The sequence below is a fragment of the Psychrobacter sp. R86515 genome, assembly GCF_042466315.1.
In the GTDB taxonomy this organism is placed as follows: Bacteria; Pseudomonadota; Gammaproteobacteria; order Pseudomonadales; family Moraxellaceae; genus Psychrobacter.
The window spans coordinates 210383-235027 of the sequence record NZ_JAXHCC010000001.1; the positions used below are offsets into that span (position 1 = coordinate 210383).

Consider the following 24645-nt stretch of genomic DNA (forward strand, 5'->3'; position numbering starts at 1 on the left):
CATTAATTCTGCCCACATAAGCTAATTAATTGCGTACATTTATACTCGTACATTTGTTATCACAAACAGCAACTGTCAGACAAAATACCCATCAAAGCGTACGGCTTCATTGTGCCAGCTTTCACTTGCAGGCTCATCAGCAAGCAGCGGTGCAAACTGTGGGCGCTTCACGACCACGCGACCTTGGCCTTGCGTATTTTGTTTGACAACGGCCTGCGCCCTACTTAGCAGTTGTCGCTCTTCATTTGAAGTTGGTGGACGAGCCAATTGATGCAGTGCTTGCATATGCTTACCGACTTTTGCCCCTTTGCCTGTCTTGCTATCTTGATAGCTATCCTCTGGAAACATCGGATCCAAATAGACGACATCGATTGCCGTAGCATTATCTATTGCATTGCTTGCTTCTAGATTCGCAAAATAACTGAGCGCATCAGTGTTAATAATTTGTAGACGGCTCATGAGCTTTTGCCAATTGGGTAGCGCACTCATACGCTGCTGCTCTACAAGTAACAGCAATGCCATCAACGGCTGCTGCTCAAGCATAGTGACTTGGGCACCAGTACTGGCCAATATCAAACTATCATGCCCAAAGCCAGCGGTTGCATCAATAACATGACTATCTGATGTGATTTTGGCCGCTTGTAATAGCAACTCAGACTTACGGCCAGCACTCACTACACGGCGCTGCAACTTGTCCCACTCAGGTGCCACACTGAGCCCATCACTTAGCCATGATAGCTTATCTTTATCATCTAACAATAAAATAGGCTGAGTAGATGCTTGGCTCAATTGCTGACGGCGCTTTTGAGTTAATTTCTCTGTAGCGACCTCTATATCTAAGATAATTGGTAATGTATGCTTAGCTATCAATGACTGTAGACTCTCAACCTGTGCTTGCTGGCTGTCCTTGACGTAGAATAGCTGACAATGTACAAAAACACCTGTCTCGTCATACGTCTGGGGCACATCTGTCATAACCATCATCCTATTTGCTGCTTATTTTCACTATAAATTACTGCCGTGTTAAATCATAACGCAAATCTAGCCAGCCATTTGATAACCAAAGCCCCAAGCGGCGACCAGCACGATAACACCCGTGATAATGCGCAACCAAGCAAAGATAGTAAAGTCGCGGCGACTTACCCATGCCACAAGTAAGCGGATACAAAGTAGCGCCACTACAAATGATACGATGGTACCTATACCTAGCACTAGCCAGTCTTCACTGCTCGTCAGTACGTCACCATGCTTGAGTAAATCCAACAGTGCTGCCCCTACAATGACAGGAATACCCAAAAAGAAAGAAAACTCAGCAGAAGCCTTACGTGAGACACCTAACCACAGCGCACCGATAATAGTGGCACCTGAGCGTGACGTCCCGGGTATAAGAGCTAAACATTGAAACAGACCAATCATCAACGCAGTTTTTATACTGACATCTTCTGCTTCTTCTGCAATGACCGTTTTAGGACGCTTTTCCACATAAAATATCAGCAGACCACCGATGATGAGCATAATGGCAACGACGATAGGATTAAACAAATAAGCTTTGATTTCATCGGCAAAGGTAAAACCAACAATCATCACAGGGATAGTAGAGACAATCAGACTCAGTCCCAGCTGTCTAGGATTGGTCATGCCCTCTGCTTTACCAGTTAGCAAACCCATCAGCGCTTGCCACAATCTACCCCAATAGTCATAAATCACTGCTAAAATAGCGCCAAGCTGTACCACCACGACAAATAAATCGACTTTTTCTTTAGTCCAGAAACCCATCACATCTGCTGATAAAATCAAATATCCCGTACTAGAGATGGGTAAAAATTCAGTGATACCTTCAACGATACCCATGATGACAGCTTGAACGAATAAAACTATATCCACAGTGACTTTCCTAGAAACAGACTGGCCTAAAAAAACTGGCCTAAAAACAGACCGATTGGCTGTCCTATATTAACGTTGATTTTATATTGGTATGCGCTTGCTAAACACTAAAAAGCTATCTGCTATCAATTGACGCTGCAAAAAGCATATTTATAAAACTATGCTTTGCCTTGCTCTTTAAGTGTTTTCCAAGCTTGATTACGTAGATATTTTGGTAATGCCTGTGACGCTTCTGTACCACCATCGTTTGCAAACTGAGCAATACCAAGCTGCCCAATGACAACCGCATCTGGCCAAACATCTTCATGGCAGTCTTGCTGATCATGTCGTGCCAATAACGGCGCGCCATTACCCGCGATAGGCAGGTTGAGTACTGTTTGGCTATCATAATCTAATAGCTGCTCAGTGCTATCGCTATCATCAGCCAAGACTGGCTGCATAATGCTATGACCTAACTGGTCATCAGTTACCAACTCATACTGTCCAAAGTAGACTTGCTGCATACGAGCATCAAGGGCGCTATATAGGTGTGTCAGCCCGTACTTCTGATACGCGCATTGTGCGATTGCTTGCAGGCTTGAGACGCCAACGCAAGGTAAATCATGCGCTACAGACAGAGCCTGTACCACTGCCGTATTAATGCGGATACCACTAAACGCACCTGGCCCGCGATTGAATATTAAAGCCTGTATATCAGCAAGACGTAACTGCGCCTCAGACAATGCAGCATCAATCATCGGTAAAATCTGCTGAGTCTGCTGACGCTTCCCTGTTTCGGTATGGCTCGACAGTACCTGTCCGCTCGAATCTAAAATCGCGATCGAACACTGGTCGAACACGGTATCCATTGCTAAAAACATCACAACCTCGGCTTTTACTTTTGGCGTTCTAAATGGGTTTATCAGATTTCACTAATTTTTTATAACGATTTGTCATTCATGTCCTATAATAATCTAGACAGAGTGAAGCAGCGCCTATCATAGCATTTAGGGTACACGAATTTTATTAATTTCTATATTTTTCACACTTTATCCATCAGTGTTTATCTACAACTGCTAACGATAAAAAGCCCCAAAGCTTCATTGGCTTCGGGGCTTTGATCAAACTTCTTAGAAATAACTAACTGTTATTTAAAAGCGGGTTTTGAACTTCTTTGGTGCTTGGTTTTGCATTTCTTGCATTTGCTTTTGCATCTCTTCGGTGCTCGGCATGTTATTTGGATCCAGTCCCATTTGCTTGGCCATTTGTTCTGGGTTCACGTCTTTAGCACCACCTTGCTGCCCGCCACCAAACAATGGACCGCCGCCACCGCCAGCACTACCGCCACCCATGAGGCCTTGCATAGACTTCATCATTTTACTGATGCCTTCAGGTTTGGAGATCATTTTCATCATTTTTGCCATTTGCTTGTGCTGCTTGAGCAAACGGTTAACGTCTTGAATCTCACGGCCTGAACCTGCAGCGATACGGCGCTTACGACTTGGATTGATTTTATCGGGGTTTTTACGCTCAAATGGTGTCATTGAATTGATCAATGCTTCCATTTCACGTACTTTTTCTTCTGGCTTAGCATCTTCGACCGCTTTTTGCATATCTGAGCCGCCCATACCAGGCATTTTGTCTAAAAAGCCTGCCATGCCGCCCATGCTCTTCATCTGCTGGAACTGGGTCAATAGATCCTCAAGGTCGAAGTCACCGCCCTTTTGCATCTTTTTCGCCATTTTTTCGGCTTTATCACGGTCAATTTTCTGCTCAACTTCTTCGACCAGACTCAGTACGTCACCCATACCAAGGATACGCTGCGCGATACGCTCAGGGTGGAACAGCTCTAGCTCGTCTAGTTTTTCACCGCGACCCAAGAACTTAATTGGCTTGCCAGTGATAGCACGTACAGAGAGCGCCGCACCGCCGCGAGCATCACCGTCAGTCTTGGTTAAGATAACACCCGTCAATGGCAACGCATCATTAAAGGCTTTTGCAGTATTGGCGGCATCTTGACCCGTCATGGCATCGACGACGAATAGCGTCTCAGATGGATTAACTGCAGCAGTTAGCGCCTTAATCTCATCCATCATGGTATCGTCGATATGTAGACGACCCGCGGTATCAATGATCAGAATATCTTGATATTGGATTTTGGCTTCTTCAATCGCACGCTTTGCGATATCAATTGGATTCTCATCCGTGCTTGAATTCACAAACTTAGCATTCACTTGACCGGCTACTTGCTCAAGCTGTTTGATAGCCGCTGGACGATAAACGTCAGCAGAGACTAGCATGACTTTTTTCTTTTGGCGCTCTTGTAAATATTTTGCCAACTTACCAGCTGTAGTCGTTTTACCCGCACCTTGTAGACCTGCTAGCAAATAAACAACAGGCGGCTTACCTGTCATCTCTAACTGCTGATTGGCGCTGCCCATCATTTCGGTCAGCTCGTCGTGTACGATTTTGACAAAGGCTTGACCTGGCGCTAACTCTTTTAGCACCTCAGCACCAAGCGCTTGTTCTTTTACGCGTTTTACAAAATCACGAGTGACAGGCAACGCCACATCAGCTTCTAACAACGCCATACGCACTTCACGTAGCGTGTCTTTGATATTGTCTTCGGTCAACTGCCCAGTACCGACGATGTTACGTAGGCTCGACGATAAGCGTTCTGTTAAGGTATCAAACATAAATAACTCTCAATTAAATAATACGCAATTAAAATAACTCTAAATCAAACCATTAAAATGGTTCATAAATAATATTAGGATACGCTATAAGATATTAGGATATTGCATGACAAGGGACATGATAAAAGAATTATATTATCAATACTATAGCATTAGCATGGCTCAAAACTTATAGTCGTTTCGCAAAGGACACAGCGCTTATAATTGTAGTTAACTTTTTACAGATGACATATTTTATGTTTTGCGCTATGCAGTACTGCCGATCATTTATAAGTTATAAGCAAGATGGTGCTCAATTGGCACCCATTTTATGATAAATTGGACGATTATTCTAATCATTCTGATAATACCACTTTAGCGACACATTGAGCGGCAGTTTATGCTCAGTATAAGATGAGGCTTTTTATCTGTGCACTTTGCATTCTTACTTGCTAGCATGGCTTATACCTTAATCAGCATCCATATTGGTTGGGCGCTGGTTCAGGACAAACCTATCCACAAAAGCCTCAGTTTGGGCTTATTGCTGGTTGGCATGGCGGCACATGCAGCACTGCTATATCCATACGTTGTGACGCTGTATGGTTTAAATTTCAACTTATTTAATATAATCAGTCTGACCAGTTTATTTTTCTTATTCTTTTATCTGTTGTTCTGTTTATATCGCCCTATTCTTAGTCTTGGTATTTTGGCTGCACCCACTGCGTTAATAGGTATGACGGTCGGTTATGTCGGCCGCGCCCCTTATCAACCATTAACGGATGTAAGTATTGGGCTTGAAATCCATATCATATTATCATTGGCTGCCTATTGTGTGCTGTTGATGGCTGCGGTACAAGCGCTATTTCTACGTTTACAAATACGTGAGCTCAAGCATCATACCATTCACCGCTTTTGGGTCAATAAACTACCCTCCTTGCAAAGTATGGAGAGTTTATTATTCGATATGCTCTTGGTTGGCTTTGTATTGCTCAGTATCGCACTGGGGATTGGGTTTATCTATGTACAAGACTTGATGGCGCAACATATTGTGCATAAGACTGTTTTTAGTCTGCTGTCGTGGTTATTATTTGGTGTACTACTATTCGGTAACTGGCGTGCAGGCTGGCGAGGCAAACGTGCGGCCAATATCACTATTTATGCCTTTATCCTATTAGCTATTGGCTTTGTTGGTAGCAAATTCGTCTTAGAAATGCTTCTATAAAATATATGTTCAAAAAAAGGCGGTCAGCAACACTAGTTACTGACCGCCTTTTTTATATTTTTAGCCAACTCACTACTAAGTTTTCTTAGTTAAATACGACTGTCTTATTACCCGCCACAATCACACGGTTTTGGACATGCCAGTTTACAGCACGTGCTAATACGTTGCGTTCGATATCACGGCCGATAGCACGCAGCTCTGTCACCCCTTGGCGATGCGTCACACGATGTACATCCTGCTCGATGATAGGCCCTTGATCAAGCTCAGCTGTGACATAGTGCGCAGTTGCACCGATAAGCTTAACGCCTTTATCGTAAGCCTGACGATAAGGATCTGCACCCACAAACGCTGGCAAGAAAGAATGATGAATATTGATAATCTGCATCGGCCAACGTTTGACAAAATCTGATGACAATATCTGCATATAGCGCGCCAATACTAGCAAGTCGTTACCTGCCATCAACTTATGAATCTGCTCTTCTGCCTCTACTTTATTATCTTTGGTCACTGGCACATGATGAAAAGTAATGCCAAAATTCTGTACTGCTTGCTTTAAATCAGGATGGTTGCTGACCACGCAAGTAATCTCGCAATCGAGCAGTCCACGCTGATGTCGCCATAATAGATCTAACAACGCATGATCAAACTTTGATACCAAAATACCGACTTTGGTCTTCGTTGCATTATTATGTAGACGCCAATCCATATCGTGGCGCTTAGCAACCGTATGCGCAAAGCTGGCTTCAAAATTTTCAATAATATCGCCCAATCCTGCCAAAGCAAACTCTAAACGCATAAAGTATTGACCGCCTTCATGCGCCGTTGAATACTGATCAAGCGTAATGATATTAGCGCCATAACGATGAATAAACTCAGAGACTGCCTGTACGATACCTGCCTGATCTTTGCATTTGATGAGCAACGTTGCTGTATCAATGGCGCTAGGAATCTGTTTGCTCTGAGAAGCTATGGTCGATAATGAAACGGTTTTAGTGTTGTCTGACATAATTCGCCCAATATAAAAAATGATGACTTATCGCTGAAAAATTGCTGACAGCATAGTAAACCGGTTATTTTAATCTTTTTTGCAATACTTTGCTGAGCGAGTTGGTTGTTTTTAGTTATTTAGGCTGATTTGGTTATTTAGAAGGACAAACTAAAAACCCCTGACACGTGGTCAGGGGTTTTTATTCTATAAATAAGAAAGATTGATTAAAAAATTTGGACCGTAGTTGTTTTTGAGGTTGGTGCTGGGGTTGCGACAGACAACTTAATACTGTCACCAGTAGCACATCCAGCCGTTGATACCGTATAACGTACTTCTCCACTACCATCAAAGTAATTCTGATTAGCAGCACTATCTACTCTGTTGAGGTTAACAATGTTTGGTACTGTAATATTACCACTAGCAATCTCAGGCTCACAAGTAGCACCGTTATCAGTATTATCTTTAACTGTCAGACTCAAAGCCGTTCCGGATGGCATAGAAACAGTTCTCACGCTATTGCCATACATCTCGAAAGAGACAAACCCAGACACCTGACTATAATTATAGAAAGTTGGTGTATCGTTCGCGAAACCCATAATGACTTGCTTGCGTAGCACTGTCGGCAATAAATTATCACATTGGGTAGCATCAGTACCATTGTCTACTATTAAGTTCGGTAAATTAGGTTGTGACAACGTCGCTGCTGCACAAGTCGCTTGGTCACCACCTTCCTGTTCACCTCTTTTATAGACAAACTCACCTGGCGTATACTTCAAATCCTCATTATCGTCGCGGAAAAAATTACCAATATTATCTAATAGTTCGTCAATACCAACAGTATAGACGTTATCACCATTTAAGTCTGAATACGTTTTGTCGCCTTCTACATAAGCAATGACACTAACACGACCATTGGCAGGTCTAGGGTTTTGCGATGTGAAAGTTACTGAGCAATTACCGCTCACTGTGGCACAATTTGGCGTTACAGTCCCGCCTTCTGCTACAAAACTTACTACAGTGCCATCAGGAACGAAGTTACCTTGACGGTCAGTCAAATAAGCCGATATATTTGTAGAGTCAATAGCATTATCAGCCAAAACATTTTTGCCTATTGCTAATGTCACGCCATTCTGTGTAGGACGGCCTGTTGCAACAGATATATTCTTCGCCAAGGCAAAAGTATCAGCATTTGATTTTAAAGAAGCCTTAATTTCCACAGGGCCTGGAATATTTCCAGGATATAAATTTACTGTGACTTTCCCTAAAGAATCACTTTTTAGAGTTTTCGAGGCTCGATTGCCTTGCGAGACGAAATTAAAGTCACTTGGTGATTTAATTAAATCTAGAGTAACTTCTTGGTTCGCTGCAGGCACACCATTAGCATAAATAGTAAAATCTATCTGGCTAGATGAAGATGAGCCGCTATTTTTTGCACCCAACACAACAGAGTTGGTCGTCGTATAGACAATAGAACTCGCTTCGATGGCTTTAATATTTACATCGATACTTTGTGAAGACGATGTGTCGTTTGCCGTGACTGCAGTGATGGTTTGGGTACCTTCACACAAATTACCACTACTATCAATAGCACTATAAGTCGAGCTCACATTGCCCTGATTTGAAGAGCTGATGCTAGCGTTCTCAAATGAACCACAAGTCGATGATAAATTAACAGTCACGTCATTCTGAAATTGATCAGTTACTGTGTCTTTGGTTTGCAGGGTAACGATTGTAGAGCCACCAGACTCTAAAGTGTTTTCACCCGTCGAAAAATTCACCAGCGTAATATCAACCGCTTGCAATGAGTAGTTATAACTAGCAGTGGTTGCACTCACATCGTCATATGTTGCTGTCGCAGATAAGCTGTAACTACCAGTATCAGTAGAAGATAATGGTACGACAGACGTTGTTGCTACGCCGTCAGCATTAGTCAATACTGCTCCATTGGATGTACCAAACTGTACACCATCGCCGCTAAATGTCACCAAAGCACCACTTACCCCATTACCCTCAGAGTCGGTAACAACTACTCTAGCCGTAACACCTGACATAGAAATTACTCTAGTCAGATTAGCATTTGCGTCTAATAGAGATACTGTACTAACATTTAAAACGTCTCCAATATCCCCACTACCCACGCCACCGTCGCTAGTACCTACATTCACACCCAAATCAGGTGCTGGCGCGATAGTATCAGTACCGTCACTGCCACCACCACAGCCCGCTAGGGCTAATGATAATGTGAGTGCTGTTAATTGAAACAACTTAGAAGTGGGCAGGGATGTATATGACATGTTTTAACTCCGCATGAGCAGTAATTTATCTGAGCAAATAAGCAAAAAATCATTACCCAGAATCAAAAGAGATTGGTAATGATACATAGATTTACAGTAATACTGGTGTATTAACAGATTGTATTAAATATATAACAGCAACTTTACTGACTTTTGTTATAACTTACAACTAAAAATTAATCTTTACTATTAAACAATCAACAACATAGATCGCTCATTTCAGGGTATAATAGCCCTTCTTTAATTCGACAGTTATTGTAAAAATATTTGAGTATTCAACTGTTTTATGGTATAAATGTCGGCTTTAAAATTTTCTGAATTGGTCAGCCTGTTATTTGCCTTTAGATAGCAGCAAAACCAGCTCAACCTTCATATAGTTTTGTTTGGTGCAAAGCTGCCGCTTGCTGTGTCCATGCCGCAAAAACGTGCAACTTGCCCAGACTGGTATGAGAAAAACTCATACCTCATAGATTAGGAGTTCGCCATGTCTCGAGTTTGCCAAGTGACTGGAAAGCGCCCTATGGTGGGTAATAATGTTTCGCATGCAAACAACAAAACCCGTCGTCGCTTTCTACCAAACCTTCACAACCATCGTTTTTGGGTAGAGTCTGAAAACCGCTTTGTACGTCTACGTGTGTCTACCAAAGGTATGCGCATCATTGACAAACTTGGTATCGATAAAGTGTTAGCGGATCTACGCGCACAAGGTCAAAAAGTTTAAGTTAAAAATAGCAGCTGAATGATGACTCTCATCATTTAAGCTGCTGTTTTGCTACATTAATTGTGGCAACTCATTCTTTGAGACACGTACCTATCGTTTGAAGACCCCTCATTTACAGGAAAGCTATCATGAGAGATAAAATTAAATTAGTATCAACAGCTGGTACTGGGTATTACTACACCACTACTAAAAACAAGCGCACTATGCCTGGCAAAATGGAAATCAAAAAGTTTGATCCAAAAGTACGCCAGCACGTGATCTTTAAAGAAGCTAAAATCAAATAACTGCCATCATTTGTAGAAGGCATTTTTATAAATACTTTCTATAAAGAAGTTATTTGAACAAAAAAAGGGTTTATCAATTGATAAACCCTTTTTTTATGCATGTAGTTTCATGTTGCTAAGCTATATCTTCAATTATTCGCTTTGACTGGCATCTGCTTTAACTGGTGCTCCAAAAACAACCAAAGATTAGCTGTAGTGTGTTGGTTCTTTATCATATACATGCGCATGCCATTTACTCATTTGCTTTTGCATAATGACCTGAATCGCAGCATGAATCATATGTTGACCAATCGCTTGAGTATCGCTACCAAGTAGCTCTTTCAGCTTGTCAGAAAAATCAATAGTCATTAGCGGCGCTTCATCTTGTTCAGCATCACGCAACAACAATCTACCATCATCTGCTTCCACCAACTCTAACGTGGTTTCTTTGGCAAATCCTGCAAACTGATCGCTACTCTCGTTATCTACTTCTATATCATTATCGATATCGTATGGCATTAATGTGTTCCTTATTATCCCGTTTAGTACTGGTAGAGAAACTGGTCATTGCAAAGCAGTCATTTCTTAAAAATAAACTCATTCGGCAAATCTATCGTCTTACAGTAACGCGGGTAAATCTGTCTTACTCATACAATGGACGCTTTAACACTGGAATTCAAGGGCTGTCACATAAGTCTTCGCTATAAAAGCAAACTTGAATGCCATGTCGTTTGTATATATTAGTGCCAATAACGCAACTTTCCTAATGTAAATAAGAAGGCCACAAACATTCCAAGGTAATAAACCAGCTTTAGCTCAAGGCTAGGATCACGGTATTTAAAAGGCAATGCAACGGTGGCAGTCGCAGTGGGCAATATCAGCAGCATAAGCAGCCAATTCTCAATGACATTTAGCCAACCTTGTAAGTCGGTTCCGTGACGTAATGACGCTAATCCCATTAATAAACAAGTGATAATTAAGCTGGTAAATAAGCCATTTGGTAAGTCTTTAGGATAGATAATTTTAGCAATACTGGCTGGTACGATTCTCATATAAAATTCCAGTCATGCTTGTAGGACATGGCTTAATAATTAAAAAATATAAATTATCACGACATTATATAGGCGTGAATAAACAATATAGATGCGAATAAACAATACGGATGCGAAAAAGCATTATATTTACAGTGAAATAACTTAACTATAAGTACCCATCAGCCATAGCATTGAGATACAAGAGGTCAAATAACCCAAACTAATCGCATTCCAACTCTCAATATGCAGACCTTTAACTTTATTAAGTATGCGAGAGCCTACCCAAAAAAACAGCGGAATGCCTAGCATAAATGCAGGCACAATGACTGCAGCGTGACGCAGTACGGTTTCGACATCATCACCTATCATCAGGCGAAAGCCATAACCTGCCAAACTAAGTACCAGTGCAAACATCGCTAAGCCAATGGTAATACCTCTAGGCACCAAGCTGCGCTGCAATGTTTCACTTGCAAGTGATTGTCTAGCCTGCTGGTTCAACGCTTCATGAGAGCTTGCTTGCGCAGAAGGTTCTGTTAAACTGCTAGAATTGTTTGTGTCCATATTTCACCTTTACGTGACTGACCGTTATATAGAGTTGGTTCAATTTAAAAGAGATACAAGGCAACTGAGTGCAGATGTATACGTGATACTTCAAGCGAGGTTAACGCTGTAGCTCTTTTATAGAGGATTAACTATATAGTCATAAGTTATACAGCACATTCTAATATTATTATTGTATGGCTAATAGCGTTTATTAACCATACAACACTCGCTAGCTGTTGTTGGCTAATAACAACTCTGCGCGCATCTCATCGATAGCCGCTTTATAATCTTCTTGATTAAAAATCGCAGAACCCGCGACAAACATATCAGCGCCCGCTTCAGCAATCGCACGTATATTACTGGCTTTGATACCGCCATCAACTTCCAATCGAATATCTCGGCCACTAGTAATGATACGCTGACGTACCTGACGGACTTTATCTAAAGTACTATCGATAAACGACTGTCCACCATAGCCCGGGTTCACACTCATTAATAAAATCTGGTCTACTTTATCCATGACATAATCAAGATAATGTAATGGCGTCGCTGGGTTCAATACCAAGCCACACTCTGCGCCACCATCTTTAATAAGTTGAAGTGAGCGATCGATATGAGCGCTGGCTTCAGGATGAAAGGTAATGATACTAGCACCCGCTTCCAAAAACTGCTCAATCATACTATCGACAGGTGAAACCATTAGATGCACATCAATTGGCGCTTCAACACCATAGTCACGCAATGCCTTACAAATCATGCTACCAAACGTCAAATTGGGTACGTAGTGGTTGTCCATTACATCAAAATGAATCACATCGGCACCCGACTCTAGTACCTTCTCAACTTCTTCGCCCAACCGCGCGAAATCAGCTGAGAGTATCGACGGTGCAATAAGATAAGGTTTAGCAGGACTGTTCATAATTGAGCTACCTAATTTATGTTTATATAAGATATTGATAAATTAAAAAGAAAATTTCAAGCGGCTCACATATGCTGAGAGCCTTTTATATAATGATGTTAAATACTTAATTATTTAACGTTGCTTATATTGAGTTTTGCAATAAGCACGGCCAACTTCGAAAGAGCGCTTTGCCTCATGTTTGGTGGCGCGATTGCTCACTCTCTGACGCCATAAGCGAAAAGATGACGGCTTTAGCTCTTGGCGCATGAGTTTGATAACCCCAGTCTCATCGAGACCGTAGCTATGCTCTATAGCCCCAAATGGCGTCCTATCTTCCCACGCCATCTCTATCACGCGAGATATCTGCACGTCATCAAGTACTCTATCGCCAGCGTCGTTGACGGTTTTTGCAATCAACTCGTCTGATTTAACTTGAAATACTTCATCACTATAATCATTGCTACGTTGTTTATTTTGTAGAGCAGCATCCATATCAGCCTTCATAGTCGCTTTTGTAGAGCTCGTATCTACTGACCTACTCTTTGAATTAGAAGCTGTCAAATCTTGATAACTTGCCATAAAAATCACCTGTTGAGCATGAATGGAATAGCGAAAAATGTAACACGGTCATCTGAATGACATCTTAGCTCATTTGAGCCATATGCCAATGATGTTCGATATGATCATTAATCACCGTTTGGATAAAATAATAGCTGTGGTCATGCCCCGCTTGATAGCGTAATGTTAAAGGCTGTTTGGCTTTTGCACAAGCGTCTTGTAGTTTAGAGGTCTGTAGCTGACCTTCTGCTAAGAAGTTATCAGCCGCGCCTTGATCAACCAAAATGCTCGAATACTGCTGACCGACCTTTTCAATCATTTGTGAGGCGTCCGCTTGTGCCCATAGAGACTTATCATCACCGAAATACTCTGTGTAGGCAGCTTGCCCCCATGCAGACTCACTCGCCGCACATACTGGCGATAAAGCCGATACGCTGACAAACTTACTTGGGAACTTAAACCCTAGCAATAACGCGCCATGACCACCCATTGAGTGTCCTGTGACACCGATGCTGTGAATAGGAAACTCTGAACGTAGTAAGTCATATAACTCATCGACAATATAGCTTTGCATATTAAAATTGTCTGACCACGGCGCTTGGGTCGCGTCAACATAATAGCTAGCGCCTTGACCGACAAAATAGCGATCGTCGTTTGGTACATCGCTGTCTTCACTACTTCTAGGTGAGGTATCAGGTGCGATAAGTATCATACCAAGCTCGCTACATTTTTGCTGAAAATGCGCCTTATGGGTGACATTATCGGCATTACATGTCAAACCTGATAGGTACAATATCGCAGGACAACGTCGTCCAGCCAAGGCTTCATCAGGTAGATAAATACTAAACGTCATAGAGGTTTTGGTAGATGTCGACTCGTGACTATAATAATACTGCTCACCGTTAAAGCAACGATTCACGCTTTTTTGGGTAAGCTGTTTATTGGTAGATAAACTATGACTATAGGAATTTTGCATGAGTGATATCCTTTTATTCAAAATAGAACCAATGACGATGTTTAATAAATGCTCATCATCTAATAGTAAATCTGATATTGGCATTTATTAAATGCCAAATCATACTTTGTATTTATTCAGCTATTCAGCAGCTATCTCTACTTCGTCTACTGACAGATTAGTAGCACTGTCAGGTAGAGTATTAACCGTTATAGAAGTAGCATTATTTGTAATACTAGCAACGGATGGCCGCGCCTTATCAAACAATACTTGCTCAAACGCAGGCAATGCTGTCTCCATTAAGCTACCAATGACCATTTGCGGCTCTGATGGCTCAAAGCCCATGGCGCTCTCACGCTCATTGACCCGTATACTGGCATCCTTAAAAGCCGACTCAAAACTGGTATTTCCTCGTAGGCTTTCAGCAAAAAACGCTTGGCCAAAATAGGTCATCTCAGCTGTGTTGGTGCAGCCAAATGACGCTTTGTCAGCGGCTGATGCAGTAATCACTACCGTGGTTGGCGATGCCAATTCGTCAATAAACGAACCTGAGTAGCAGGCAGACACCACAATCACACGCCAGCGAATACCCGATGCATCTAGCGCGTCACGCAACCATGTAGCATCTAAATTATCCATCGCAAGCGGCGGATTTGCCAACTGGACGATATCCTGATTACCATGTGAAGACAACGTCAGAAACAATACATCTTCATCAGCGTTCATCTGCTGACCGATTTTCTTTAGACCACGCAAAATGCTGGTCTTAGTAGCAATTGGTTCATCTAGCCAGCTATAAGTATTATTAATCAGCGATAGTGAATGCCCACTGGTACCAAAGCGCACATCAAACAGCTCGCGTACCTTATTAATCTCAGAACGAAAGACGTTTTGATCTGAGAATCCTGCGACTCCCATAAAGTACCAGTCGGTTTTGCCATCGATACTCGGGTCTATACTATCCAGTGCTTGCTGTAATAGACGCGGCTGCTGATACAGTGCCGCTTCTTCTAATACAGGCTCTACAGGTATTTGCTTAAAGATTGGCTGATCAGCGACATTACGTTGCCAAATAGTCAGCAACGCTACCGCGCCAACCAATACAATGATTCGCTCCCACCATGGTATACGCAGACGACGGGAGAAAATCCACAATAGAGCTAGCGTTTGCCATAAGAACAATACTAAAAACAGTACTGGTAAGAACGAATAACTCCAATTTGGCAACCAACCATAGCTACCAAAAAACTGCACCAAGCTCTGCAATAGGGCTGACAATGTATCAGCAACCAACCAAAGAACTACTGGTACAAATACCAATGCTTGGTTGCTCGCTCGCCGAGCCAAAATAATACCACCAAGCAAAATAATCATCGGCCAGATCAAATAACTAACCAATCCTTGCTCATTAAATATGCTGCCACTTTCAGCAGCTAACCATGAAAATAAGACATTACTACCAAGCGCCAATAGCGCAAATACGGCAAACTGTACAAAAGTGGGTTTAACCCAAGAAAAAGCCCGTGTTGAGCCCACTAGCATCCACAAGGTTGCAATAATATTGGCAGCGAAATTGAGCGAAAAACGCTGAAGCGAGACGGTTTTTAACGACGTAAGTGACAAAGACTTAGACCTCTAGCCAGTCGAGAAAAATAAAATGACTCAATGATAATTACCTTAATGTAACAGCCGCGCGGTGTAATCAGTTGACGATTCTTTGTACAGCATGCAGACATCGATTTATATTGAATTCACGATGGAGTGATTATAGAAGATGACTAGCATTGCCTAATATTTTAGCTCGCTAATCTATCGCGATTGTAACGGATTGTCGGTTAAGAGGATAAGGCTGATTTGTAAAATTCACTCAAATTTGGCCAAAAATTCAAATAAAAAAGGAGGCTTTATATAAGAAGCCTCCCTTTTTTGCTAATTACTAAACATTATCTCATCAATAGCTCATTGACGCGTTTTAGGTAAGCGGCTGGATCGTCTAGCTGACCGCCATCTGCCAATAATGCTTGATCAAAGATCACTTGTGCCAAATCATCAAACTGCTCACTACTTTCAAGCTTCTTAATGAGTGGATGATCCGGGTTTACTTCTAGTGTTGGCTTACTTGCTGGTACGTCCTGACCCATTTGCTGTAGCATCTGAATCATTTGTGGCGATAACTCACCTTCACCTACAACCAAGCAAGCTGGACTATCGACTAAACGAGTAGACACTTTGACGTCTTTAGCACGCTCACCCAATGCAGCCTTTAGTTTATCAACAACAGGCTTTAGCGTTTCTTGGGCTTTCTCCGCTTCCGCTTTTTCTGCTTCATCTTGTAAGTCGCCTAAATCTACTGCGCCCTTGGCGATGTTTTGCAGCGGTGTCTCATCGAATGAGGTCAAGAAGTTCATTGCCCATTCATCGACACGGCTGGTCATCAAGATAACTTCGATACCTTTTTTCTTGAATAGCTCAAGTTGCGGGCTGTTTTTTGCAGCGGCTAGGTTATCAGCGGTGAGGTAATAGATGGCTTTTTGGCCATCTTTCATACGGCCTTTGTAGTCTTCAAAGCTCGTCACTAGACCGTCTTGGGTGCTAGTTGCATAACGCAATAGCTTAGCAATACGTTCTTGATTGCCTGTGTCTTCGCCTAGGCCTTCTTTGATAACATCACCAAACTCTGCATAGAACTGGGCAAATTTTTCTTGTTTGTCACTGTCTTCGCTATTAGCAAGGCTGGCGAGTAAGGTCAAAATACGGCGAGCGTTACCATCACGAATAGATTTTACATCACGTGACTCTTGTAATAGCTCACGGCTCACGTTCAATGGCAGGTCTGCTGAATCGATCACACCTTTCACAAAACGCAAATACATCGGTAGCAATTGCTCAGCTTCGTCCATAATAAAGACACGCTTCACATATAGCTTTAGACCATGCTGCTGCTCACGAGTGTATAGATCAACTGGCGCTTTTTTAGGGATATATAATAGCTGCGTATACTGTACGCGACCCTCTACACGGTTATGCGTCCAAGTAAGCGGCGCATCCATGTCATAAGAGATATTCTTATAAAAATCGACATACTCATCATCTTCAATTTCAGAGCTTGAGCGAGTCCATAGTGCACTGGCTTTGTTGATTGTTTCCCACTCATCAGTGAGTACCATCTCGCCACCAGCAGGCGTGTCGTCGTTTTCGTCTTCTTTTACATCTTCTTGCCAGATCTCTTTACGCATCTGAATTGGCAGACTGATATGGTCAGAGTATTTATTAACCAAGCGCTTGATTTTGCTGCGATCTAAATAGTTATCTTCGCCCTCGCTATATTCTTCTTTTAGATGCAAAGTAATCGCCGTACCGCGTGTGTCTTTGGTAATAGGTTCAACAGTAAAACTACCAGTACCATCTGATACCCAGCGCACGCCCTTATCCGCAGGCTCGCCCGCTTTGCGTGATTCAACATTGATGGTGTCAGCCACGATAAAACCTGAGTAAAAACCAACACCGAACTGACCAATCAATTGTCCGTCTTGCTTTTGTGATTCAGACAATTTGTCCAAAAACGCCTTGGTGCCTGATTTAGCAATCGTACCTAAATTTTCGATTGCGTCAGCTTCGTTCATACCAATACCATTGTCGGTAAAGGTAATAGTTTTGGCAGCTTCATCAACAGCGATGCGGATTTTTAATTCGCCATCATCTTCATAAAGGCTATCATCATTTGTGCCTTCAAAGCGTAACTTATCACAAGCATCCGACGCATTAGATACCAACTCGCGGACAAAAATATCAGCGTTAGAATATAGTGAATGCGTTACCAAATGCAGTAACTGCGCCACTTCCGCTTCAAACGTATGTTTTTTTAATTCTGGATTCAGACCTTCAGCTTGAGTTGCTTCACTCATAAAAACTCCTTTAAATTCTATGAAAGACCTATTATCAGATAACGATATACTCACTAAAGCCGTTCTCATAATGTTAGAGAACTTGCCTTATGTAATACCGTTAAACTGTCTATACTAATAGGGGCATTGAGAAAAAATTCAAGCTCAAAATCTTTATTCAATAAAAAACACCGCGCTTGTTTACCAAGGCGGTGTTCTGGTATCAGTTGTTTGTTTGCTTGGTCTTTACTTACTTGGTTATTTAATTGCTCAGTCATTTTCTGATATAGCAATCAAAGTGCAAACAACAGCAACTACTCTGAATATGCTTCTATCAATATATCCCAGAGAGTCGTCAGCTTTTTTGAAAATTGAGTATGGGTTTTCATAGTAACCTCTATGTCGATTAACATCGGCTTGTTAGTAATATTATCTTTTTAGTAATATTGTCTTGTTAGCTACTATTAAAACCATTTCTCTATTATTTGTATAATTAATTGATTACAACGTATCATTTCATTTTGCAAAACTATAGCCTGACTGACTCTTAGTTTTTAACGTGGCATCGGACGAATAGTAAGGATTTGCTCACTACGACCAAAAGGCCCATGTACATCGTGCAGTACCGCACTGGTCAATCCGATACCATCATCGCCATATTGTTGTACAGCCTCGATACCTAGCCAACGACCTTTTGGCGAGCGATGCATATGGATTTGCAAATCAGTATTGGGAAACATCCACTCCAACTTAGATAAACCAAGACCCAATCTTGGTACAACACCATTGGCAGTATCGACCATACCTAACAGATGCACCAAGTCATCAGTCGGCTTGCCTTCAATCATGTCGAGATCATTAGTAATCCATACCATACCGCGACCAGAGCGACGGTCTTCTGTCGCTACTAGACGTACGCTTTCGATAAAGCCGCCCGGCCAGCCTTTCATGCCTTCCCAAACTGGCAACTCTTCAGGTTTGTATTCTGCTGGTTGATCTTCAAGTCCAGCAATCTCACTGGTATCTTGAGTAATAAGTCGCCATGCTCTTGCAATGATAGCATCGCGGCCACGGCTACTCATGACCGCTTCGACCAGCTCAATAGTCTTGCCCGGTCGGATACAGCGCGTAGTAATAGTAAAATCGTCAAGCGGTATTAACCCCAAGATATCAAGGCTCACACGTGCGATACGGGTATTAGGCTGCGGCGCAAAGCTATTGATCTCAGCTGTCAGTAGGCCTGTTGCTGGCGCCATGTGCTGCTCATGCTCATTCCAAGCACCTTGAGCATGCTTGGTTGGCTGATAATGCGCCACACTGACACCGTCTTCTTGTAGTTCTCGTTTAATAAATTTGTAATAAGCAGTCATAGCTATCCTATATTTGGCACTTTCATCTGTATTTTTTATTTATGCTTGTACTTTCTATTTATGGATAAGCTCTTGTTTTCTGAGCGTGAGAATACGGCGAGCTTTTTGTATGAAAAATAACAAACAGATCATGACTACTGCGAGCATCGCATAAAAAAAGCTTTTTTCTGCCATAAACTTCATAATATTCATAAACAATACAAAAACTACTGCTGCCATCACTAGCATATTGAGCTTTAGTTGCTTGTTGACTTCAGCGAGCGTGGCCTCTGCCAATACAAATTTGGCTTTTGGTTCTTTCATGCGACCTTATCCATATCAATGATGGTTCATACAAATATAAATACAAACACGAATATTAGTTACTTACCAACCTGAGTAACAGGTATCCGCAACGCTTTTGGCAGACTAAACGTCACATTTTCTTCAATACCAGATAGCTCACTAGGCAGATCACCACCCCAGTCTTGCAGCTGTTGCAATACTTCTTGGATCAACACTTCGGGCGCGGATGCACCAGCGGTCACGCCTATACTCTGCACACCATCTAACCAACGCTTGTCCATCTCACTGGCATTATCGATTAAATACGCTCGGCAATTCATACGCTCAGCCAGCTCACGCAAGCGATTAGAGTTTGATGAGTTTGGTGAACCGACTACCAAAACCACTTCACAGCGACTGGCCAAATCTTTTACCGCATCTTGGCGGTTTTGAGTAGCATAGCAAATGTCGTCTTTGCGAGGACCTTGGATACTAGGAAATTTTTCACGCAGCGCATCGATGACGCGCGCAGTATCATCCATCGACAAAGTTGTCTGAGTCACAAATGCCAAGCGTTCGGCGTCTTGTACAGTTAATGCAGCCACATCACCTTCATCTTCGACCAGATGAATCTGCCCACCATGGCGACGATTGAAACGCCCCATAGTGCCTTCGACTTCTGGGTGTCCTGCATGTCCTATTAACACGGCATCCATACCATCTTGCGCGAACTTTGCCACTTCGATGTGTACTTTAGTCACCAACGGGCATGTTGCATCAAACACCGTCAAATCACGACGCTCAGCCTCATCTTCGACTGCTTTAGAGACCCCATGAGCGGAGAAAATAACGATAGAGCCGTCTGGCACTTCGTGAAGCTCTTCAACAAACACCGCACCACGATTGGCCAAGTCTGACACCACAAACTTATTATGCACAACTTCGTGACGGACATAAATAGGCGGCTCAAAACGTGTCAATGCTTCATTAACAATCGCAATTGCACGGTCCACACCAGCACAAAATCCACGGGGATTGGCAAGATAAATTTGCATAAAAAGGCCTATCATTGGATAATTTATAGTTAAAACGTATTTTTGAATTTTTTATTCAAAAGTTGAGGCGAAATCAATGCCCTACTTTAGCATAATTTGCTTTTATCGCTCTCTAAAATAGCTGTCTACTCATAGCAATATTTTATAGGCAAATCTCAGCATACTCACGACATATTGCAAAACCAGCTTTAAGTTGTATAAAAGCAGTTTATAATAATGCATCTATTATAATTTCTATCGCCATACATGATGGCGTTTTTTATTTTTTCCAGTCTTTGTTTTTGACTGAGGCACTGCTTAACTTTTTATCAACACACATTTATTACGATACATTTTACGAGTTACTAAGACACCTTCTATTAGGATAAATTGTATGACAGGTTCATTATTCATCGTTACTGCCGCTTCAGGTACTGGCAAGACCTCACTGGTCAAGCAGTTGCTTGCTACCACCAATGACTTAACGGTCAGTGTCTCACATACGACTCGCGCACCGCGTCCAGGCGAGATTGATGGTCAGCACTATCATTTCACAGATACCGATAGTTTTACCAATGGTATCAATGCGGGTCTATTTCTAGAGCATGCTGAAGTATTTGGTAATTATTATGGCACGTCAGAGGAAAGTGTACGTACTCAGCTAGCGGCGGGTATCGACGTTATTTTGGAGATTGACTGGCAAGGCGCGACGCAAATCAGAAATATCTTCCCCGATGCCATTATGGTTTTTATTCTACCACCTAGCATTGCGACATTACGTCAACGTCTCTCAACCCGCGCGCAGGATACTGTAGAAGTTATAGAGCGCCGTCTAGCTGGCGCGGTCACCGAAATGGCACAATATGTGAATGCTGACTATGTAGTGATCAATGATAATTTTGACGTAGCCTTAGCTGAGCTAAAAGCCATTATCGTGGCCGACAGGCAAACGCTTGGTCGTCAGCAGCAGCGCTATCATCGTACGATTAGCAACTTGCTAAACACTCAGGTAGAAGAGTAAACTACGCACAAGCAGCTAATCTCGTAAGTAGATATAAAAAGCAACTACGCGACTTGGCAAAAAATGCTATAATATTTAGCTATCCCCCTTTATATTTTTGATATTATTTTTATTGAGTGGCGGGCAAGGTCCGTTACTAATAAAAACAACCGAGGTAGCTATTTATGGCACGAGTGACGATTGAAGATTGTTTGGATAATGTTGATAATCGCTTTGAGCTAATTTTGGTCGCAAGCAAACGCGCCCGTCAATTGGCCAAAGGTATTGCCGAGCCGTTGGTTGACGTTGATAACGACAAGCCTACAGTATTGGCACTACGTGAAATTGCCGCTGGCAAAATCACACGCGACATCCTAAATCAGCCAGAGCATAATTTTGCTACTAGCTCATTAGATTTAGCATTGTCAGGCGACCACAGCTTCTAATAAGCTGTTTTGATAAGATGTATTTTATAAAGCCAATCGTGTTTTTATAAAATAAATACACATCTTGATCAACTATAGAGACCACAGCATAGGCTGTGGTTTTTTGGTTGTAATAATAATGTATTGGCTATTTTGGTCACCATTTATCTCCAAAATAGACCACTGAGTGAAATTTTTTCATCGCCCACACGCTTATCAGTTGACATTGAAAGCGATTTGCGATTAATTAGATAATGGCGTACTCATCCTCAAGTTTTGTATGGTAGGTCATTATTTAGCCTCCATTTGCTTCGGTAAATGGCCCAATAAGTAGGTCATGGAAAATAGGATCATCATTTTATGAGTCAAACCCTACCCAAACTCAGTCATCACCTCGTCGATGATGCTCAATATAATTTACTACGTTCGGTAGGTTATCTCACTGCTGCTGAGCGCCGTGATATTGTTGATGCTTGTGAGTTCGGAGATATTGCGCACATTAAAGACAAGCGCAAATCAGGGGAACCTTATATCACGCATCCAATCGCTGTCGCTGAGATACTAGCGGGCTTTCGCTTAGATCGAGATACCATCATTGCAGCAATTTTGCATGATACGGTCGAAGATACCGAAGTCAGTGATGAGCAAATCAAGCAGCGTTATGGTGAAATTGTATCAAGACTGGTCGATGGTGTGACTAAGCTAAAGTCATCTTCACATAACAAGCAGCAGAATAAAGCAGCCACCTTTCATAAAATTCTGACCGCCACCCTCGCTGACCCGCGTGTACTCATTATCAAGCTTGCTGACCGTCTACATAATATGTCTACGCTTGACGCAGTACGTCCTGAAAAACAGCGCACCACAGCTCAAGAAACCTTGGATTTTTATGTGCCATTTGCCCGATTAATGGGTCTGAATGATATTGCTGACTATATCGAAGTATTGTGTTATCGCAATTTAGACTCCGATATGTACAACAAGCTGTCCGATAAACTGCTCCAGCATGGACTTGGACGTAACTTTCAAAGAGAGTCGATTCATCGTTATTTGAGTATCGTGCTAAACAACTTGGATCTCAATGGTCTAGTCAAAGTCTTAGACAATCGTGTGGTCATATATCGTCAGTTTTTCCGCAATCGCGGTGAAATTAATGCGCTACTGCGTCACTATGCGTTTGAAATCGTCCTCGACAATATCGAAGCATGCGACAAGCTGGCCTATTATTTAATCAAAAAATATCAGATTGATGATACCCATATTGCGGATAATATTCGTCGACCGCTGCCAGGTGGTAACCAATCCCTCACCCTCATCTATGAGCGTGACAATGACGTGGTAAAGGTCACTATATTGACTAAGCAAATGCAAAGCGCTGCGAGACTTGGTGTCATCGGGGCAGAGCACGCGTCTGATGTTAGTCAATCGGTTATCCAAGCATCATTGCGCAACATGAAAGATTTGGTCGACGAAGACAATCTAAATGAAAACAGTCCTGATTTCTCAGCAGCAGTCTCTACCATCAATGAGCTGATGGATTATCTGCACTCTAGTAAGATCATTTGCTACAGTCCTCAAGGGCGTGCTTACGAGCTTCCACAGGGTGCAACGGCACTAGATTTTGCCTACGCGGTCGGGCCTATGATTGGTAACGTTGCCGTTGGTGCAAATATCGATGGTAAAGCTGCAAAGCTTGGTACCGTGGTAAAAAATGGACAGTCCGTTGAGATAGAAGTGAATAGCCACTCAGAACCAAAAGCGGAGTGGCTAGGATTTGTAGTGACTAACAAAGCTCGTGAAGAGATTTTACGTTGGTTCAAAGACTTGTCTGTCGCTGACAAACAACACCATGGCAGGCAAGCATTAGATCGTGCGCTCAGAACGCATCAGAAAAGTTTTGACGACTTGACAGATGCTGACTGGAAAGACCTGACTGAATGGCGTGGCCTAACTGAAAAAGATGCGTTATTTGAACAAATAAGCTCAGGTACGCTACTTCCTCAGCTAGTAGTGACACGTTTATTTAGCGATGAGCTGAGCGACCTACAGGCAAAAGTACATAGCGATGACATGACCCAACCGCAACAGCTGATTGCAAATGCTGCTGGCGTCGAGCTTGATTTTGCCAATTGCTGTCATCCGATATATGGCGACCCTATCGTAGGGCATCTATCACGTCATGGTTTGGTCGTTCATCGTCATAAGTGTTTCTCACTGGACGATATCCGCAAAGACAATCCTTATCAGGTGATCCAATTACGTTGGCGCAATGACAATGCGGTCAAACAAGGTGATATCGGCGAGCATGACTTAAAAAACAGTGGCAAGATTCGTTTTCCTGCTTATTTAAAGCTCTCTATTGCGCTTAGTGACGAGCAAATCAGTGAAGTTATTTATCACTTACGCCAGCTCAATATGGGTGTTGAAACCGTTGATGTTCGCAATACTGATACCATCATTCATATCGTGGTGCGTAGTCGCAATCACTTAGCACAGGGCATTCGTGAACTACGCTCGTTGCTAGGTTTCCCTAACATTATACGGTTATATCAATTATAATAAGCGCATTTGCTGATTTGCATCACTGCTATAGTCATGATGCAAATAGCTAAAATAGAACTGCTATTATAGTAGCAATGAATCACTCACAT

Annotated in this window: 23 protein-coding genes; 6 read left to right on the forward strand and 17 right to left on the reverse strand. The window is 42.3% G+C overall.

Going from position 1 to position 24645, the window contains the following annotated elements; genetic code table 11:
- Nucleotides 1-75 precede the first annotated feature (75 nt).
- The 4 genes from SJY28_RS00860 to ffh all read right to left on the reverse strand — a co-directional run bounded on the left by SJY28_RS00860 (nucleotide 76) and on the right by ffh (nucleotide 4559).
- Nucleotides 76-975, reverse strand: coding sequence for a class I SAM-dependent methyltransferase (locus tag SJY28_RS00860; protein WP_379543107.1), 900 nt, complete (start codon nucleotides 973-975; stop codon nucleotides 76-78).
- A gap of 66 nt (nucleotides 976-1041) precedes the next feature.
- Nucleotides 1042-1884: an undecaprenyl-diphosphate phosphatase gene (locus SJY28_RS00865; RefSeq protein WP_201608189.1), complete on the reverse strand. Its 843-nt coding sequence runs from the start codon at nucleotides 1882-1884 to the stop codon at nucleotides 1042-1044.
- Nucleotides 1885-2042: 158 nt separating this feature from the next.
- Nucleotides 2043-2744 (reverse strand): tRNA (adenosine(37)-N6)-threonylcarbamoyltransferase complex dimerization subunit type 1 TsaB, encoded by a 702-nt coding sequence (gene tsaB / locus SJY28_RS00870; protein ID WP_379544879.1) that lies wholly within the window; start codon nucleotides 2742-2744, stop codon nucleotides 2043-2045.
- 270 nt (nucleotides 2745-3014) lie between these two features.
- Nucleotides 3015-4559 (reverse strand): signal recognition particle protein, encoded by a 1545-nt coding sequence (ffh, locus tag SJY28_RS00875; RefSeq protein WP_057761369.1) that lies wholly within the window; start codon nucleotides 4557-4559, stop codon nucleotides 3015-3017.
- A gap of 436 nt (nucleotides 4560-4995) precedes the next feature.
- On the opposite strand from ffh, the gene SJY28_RS00880 reads away from it, so the two are divergent.
- Complete coding sequence (locus tag SJY28_RS00880; protein WP_379544881.1) at nucleotides 4996-5760, forward strand: inner membrane protein YpjD; 765 nt, start codon at nucleotides 4996-4998, stop codon at nucleotides 5758-5760.
- 85 nt (nucleotides 5761-5845) lie between these two features.
- Here SJY28_RS00880 and purU read toward each other — a convergent pair whose 3' ends face one another.
- Both purU and SJY28_RS00890 read right to left on the reverse strand, forming a co-directional pair.
- Nucleotides 5846-6766 carry a formyltetrahydrofolate deformylase gene (purU, locus tag SJY28_RS00885; RefSeq protein WP_379543108.1) on the reverse strand — a complete coding sequence of 307 codons (921 nt, stop codon included), beginning with the start codon at nucleotides 6764-6766 and terminating at the stop codon, nucleotides 5846-5848.
- Between the two features lie 206 nt (nucleotides 6767-6972).
- Nucleotides 6973-9042 carry an Ig-like domain-containing protein gene (locus SJY28_RS00890; protein ID WP_379543109.1) on the reverse strand — a complete coding sequence of 690 codons (2070 nt, stop codon included), beginning with the start codon at nucleotides 9040-9042 and terminating at the stop codon, nucleotides 6973-6975.
- Between the two features lie 484 nt (nucleotides 9043-9526).
- On the opposite strand from SJY28_RS00890, the gene rpmB reads away from it, so the two are divergent.
- Together rpmB and rpmG are read left to right on the forward strand one after the other, a co-directional pair.
- Nucleotides 9527-9763: a 50S ribosomal protein L28 gene (gene rpmB / locus SJY28_RS00895; protein WP_057761372.1), complete on the forward strand. Its 237-nt coding sequence runs from the start codon at nucleotides 9527-9529 to the stop codon at nucleotides 9761-9763.
- Nucleotides 9764-9891: 128 nt separating this feature from the next.
- Complete coding sequence (rpmG, locus tag SJY28_RS00900) at nucleotides 9892-10047, forward strand: 50S ribosomal protein L33 (RefSeq protein ID WP_010201403.1); 156 nt, start codon at nucleotides 9892-9894, stop codon at nucleotides 10045-10047.
- 186 nt (nucleotides 10048-10233) lie between these two features.
- Here the strand turns inward: rpmG and SJY28_RS00905 are convergent, their stop codons facing one another.
- From SJY28_RS00905 to ispH, 11 genes are all read right to left on the reverse strand, one after another.
- Entirely contained in the window at nucleotides 10234-10545 is a 312-nt protein-coding gene (locus SJY28_RS00905; RefSeq protein WP_101205798.1) for a hypothetical protein, read from the reverse strand.
- 221 nt (nucleotides 10546-10766) lie between these two features.
- Nucleotides 10767-11078 (reverse strand): hypothetical protein, encoded by a 312-nt coding sequence (locus SJY28_RS00910; protein ID WP_379543110.1) that lies wholly within the window; start codon nucleotides 11076-11078, stop codon nucleotides 10767-10769.
- 144 nt (nucleotides 11079-11222) lie between these two features.
- Nucleotides 11223-11621, reverse strand: coding sequence for a hypothetical protein (locus SJY28_RS00915; RefSeq protein WP_379543111.1), 399 nt, complete (start codon nucleotides 11619-11621; stop codon nucleotides 11223-11225).
- A 211-nt stretch (nucleotides 11622-11832) separates the two neighbouring features.
- Nucleotides 11833-12522 carry a ribulose-phosphate 3-epimerase gene (gene rpe, locus SJY28_RS00920; RefSeq protein ID WP_057761380.1) on the reverse strand — a complete coding sequence of 230 codons (690 nt, stop codon included), beginning with the start codon at nucleotides 12520-12522 and terminating at the stop codon, nucleotides 11833-11835.
- Between the two features lie 114 nt (nucleotides 12523-12636).
- Entirely contained in the window at nucleotides 12637-12918 is a 282-nt protein-coding gene (locus SJY28_RS00925; protein ID WP_371547594.1) for a TIGR03643 family protein, read from the reverse strand.
- A 229-nt stretch (nucleotides 12919-13147) separates the two neighbouring features.
- Entirely contained in the window at nucleotides 13148-14038 is an 891-nt protein-coding gene (gene fghA / locus SJY28_RS00930) for an S-formylglutathione hydrolase (RefSeq protein ID WP_379543112.1), read from the reverse strand.
- A gap of 120 nt (nucleotides 14039-14158) precedes the next feature.
- On the reverse strand, nucleotides 14159-15640 hold the full coding sequence (locus SJY28_RS00935) for a C13 family peptidase (protein ID WP_290178802.1): 1482 nt from the start codon (nucleotides 15638-15640) through the stop codon (nucleotides 14159-14161).
- A gap of 320 nt (nucleotides 15641-15960) precedes the next feature.
- Nucleotides 15961-17922 carry a molecular chaperone HtpG gene (gene htpG, locus SJY28_RS00940; RefSeq protein ID WP_379543113.1) on the reverse strand — a complete coding sequence of 654 codons (1962 nt, stop codon included), beginning with the start codon at nucleotides 17920-17922 and terminating at the stop codon, nucleotides 15961-15963.
- Between the two features lie 533 nt (nucleotides 17923-18455).
- On the reverse strand, nucleotides 18456-19271 hold the full coding sequence (locus tag SJY28_RS00945; protein WP_102092784.1) for a thioesterase family protein: 816 nt from the start codon (nucleotides 19269-19271) through the stop codon (nucleotides 18456-18458).
- 54 nt (nucleotides 19272-19325) lie between these two features.
- Nucleotides 19326-19574 carry a hypothetical protein gene (locus SJY28_RS00950; protein WP_379543114.1) on the reverse strand — a complete coding sequence of 83 codons (249 nt, stop codon included), beginning with the start codon at nucleotides 19572-19574 and terminating at the stop codon, nucleotides 19326-19328.
- A 59-nt stretch (nucleotides 19575-19633) separates the two neighbouring features.
- On the reverse strand, nucleotides 19634-20590 hold the full coding sequence (ispH, locus tag SJY28_RS00955; protein WP_057761392.1) for a 4-hydroxy-3-methylbut-2-enyl diphosphate reductase: 957 nt from the start codon (nucleotides 20588-20590) through the stop codon (nucleotides 19634-19636).
- 373 nt (nucleotides 20591-20963) lie between these two features.
- Here ispH and gmk point away from each other — a divergent pair, with 373 nt between their 5' ends.
- The 3 genes from gmk (at nucleotide 20964) to SJY28_RS00970 (ending at nucleotide 24553) form a co-directional block, all read left to right on the forward strand.
- Nucleotides 20964-21590, forward strand: coding sequence for a guanylate kinase (gene gmk, locus SJY28_RS00960; protein WP_379543115.1), 627 nt, complete (start codon nucleotides 20964-20966; stop codon nucleotides 21588-21590).
- Between the two features lie 164 nt (nucleotides 21591-21754).
- Entirely contained in the window at nucleotides 21755-22015 is a 261-nt protein-coding gene (gene rpoZ, locus SJY28_RS00965) for a DNA-directed RNA polymerase subunit omega (protein ID WP_057761396.1), read from the forward strand.
- Nucleotides 22016-22354: 339 nt separating this feature from the next.
- Complete coding sequence (locus SJY28_RS00970; RefSeq protein WP_057761397.1) at nucleotides 22355-24553, forward strand: bifunctional (p)ppGpp synthetase/guanosine-3',5'-bis(diphosphate) 3'-pyrophosphohydrolase; 2199 nt, start codon at nucleotides 22355-22357, stop codon at nucleotides 24551-24553.
- Nucleotides 24554-24645: the final 92 nt, after the last annotated feature.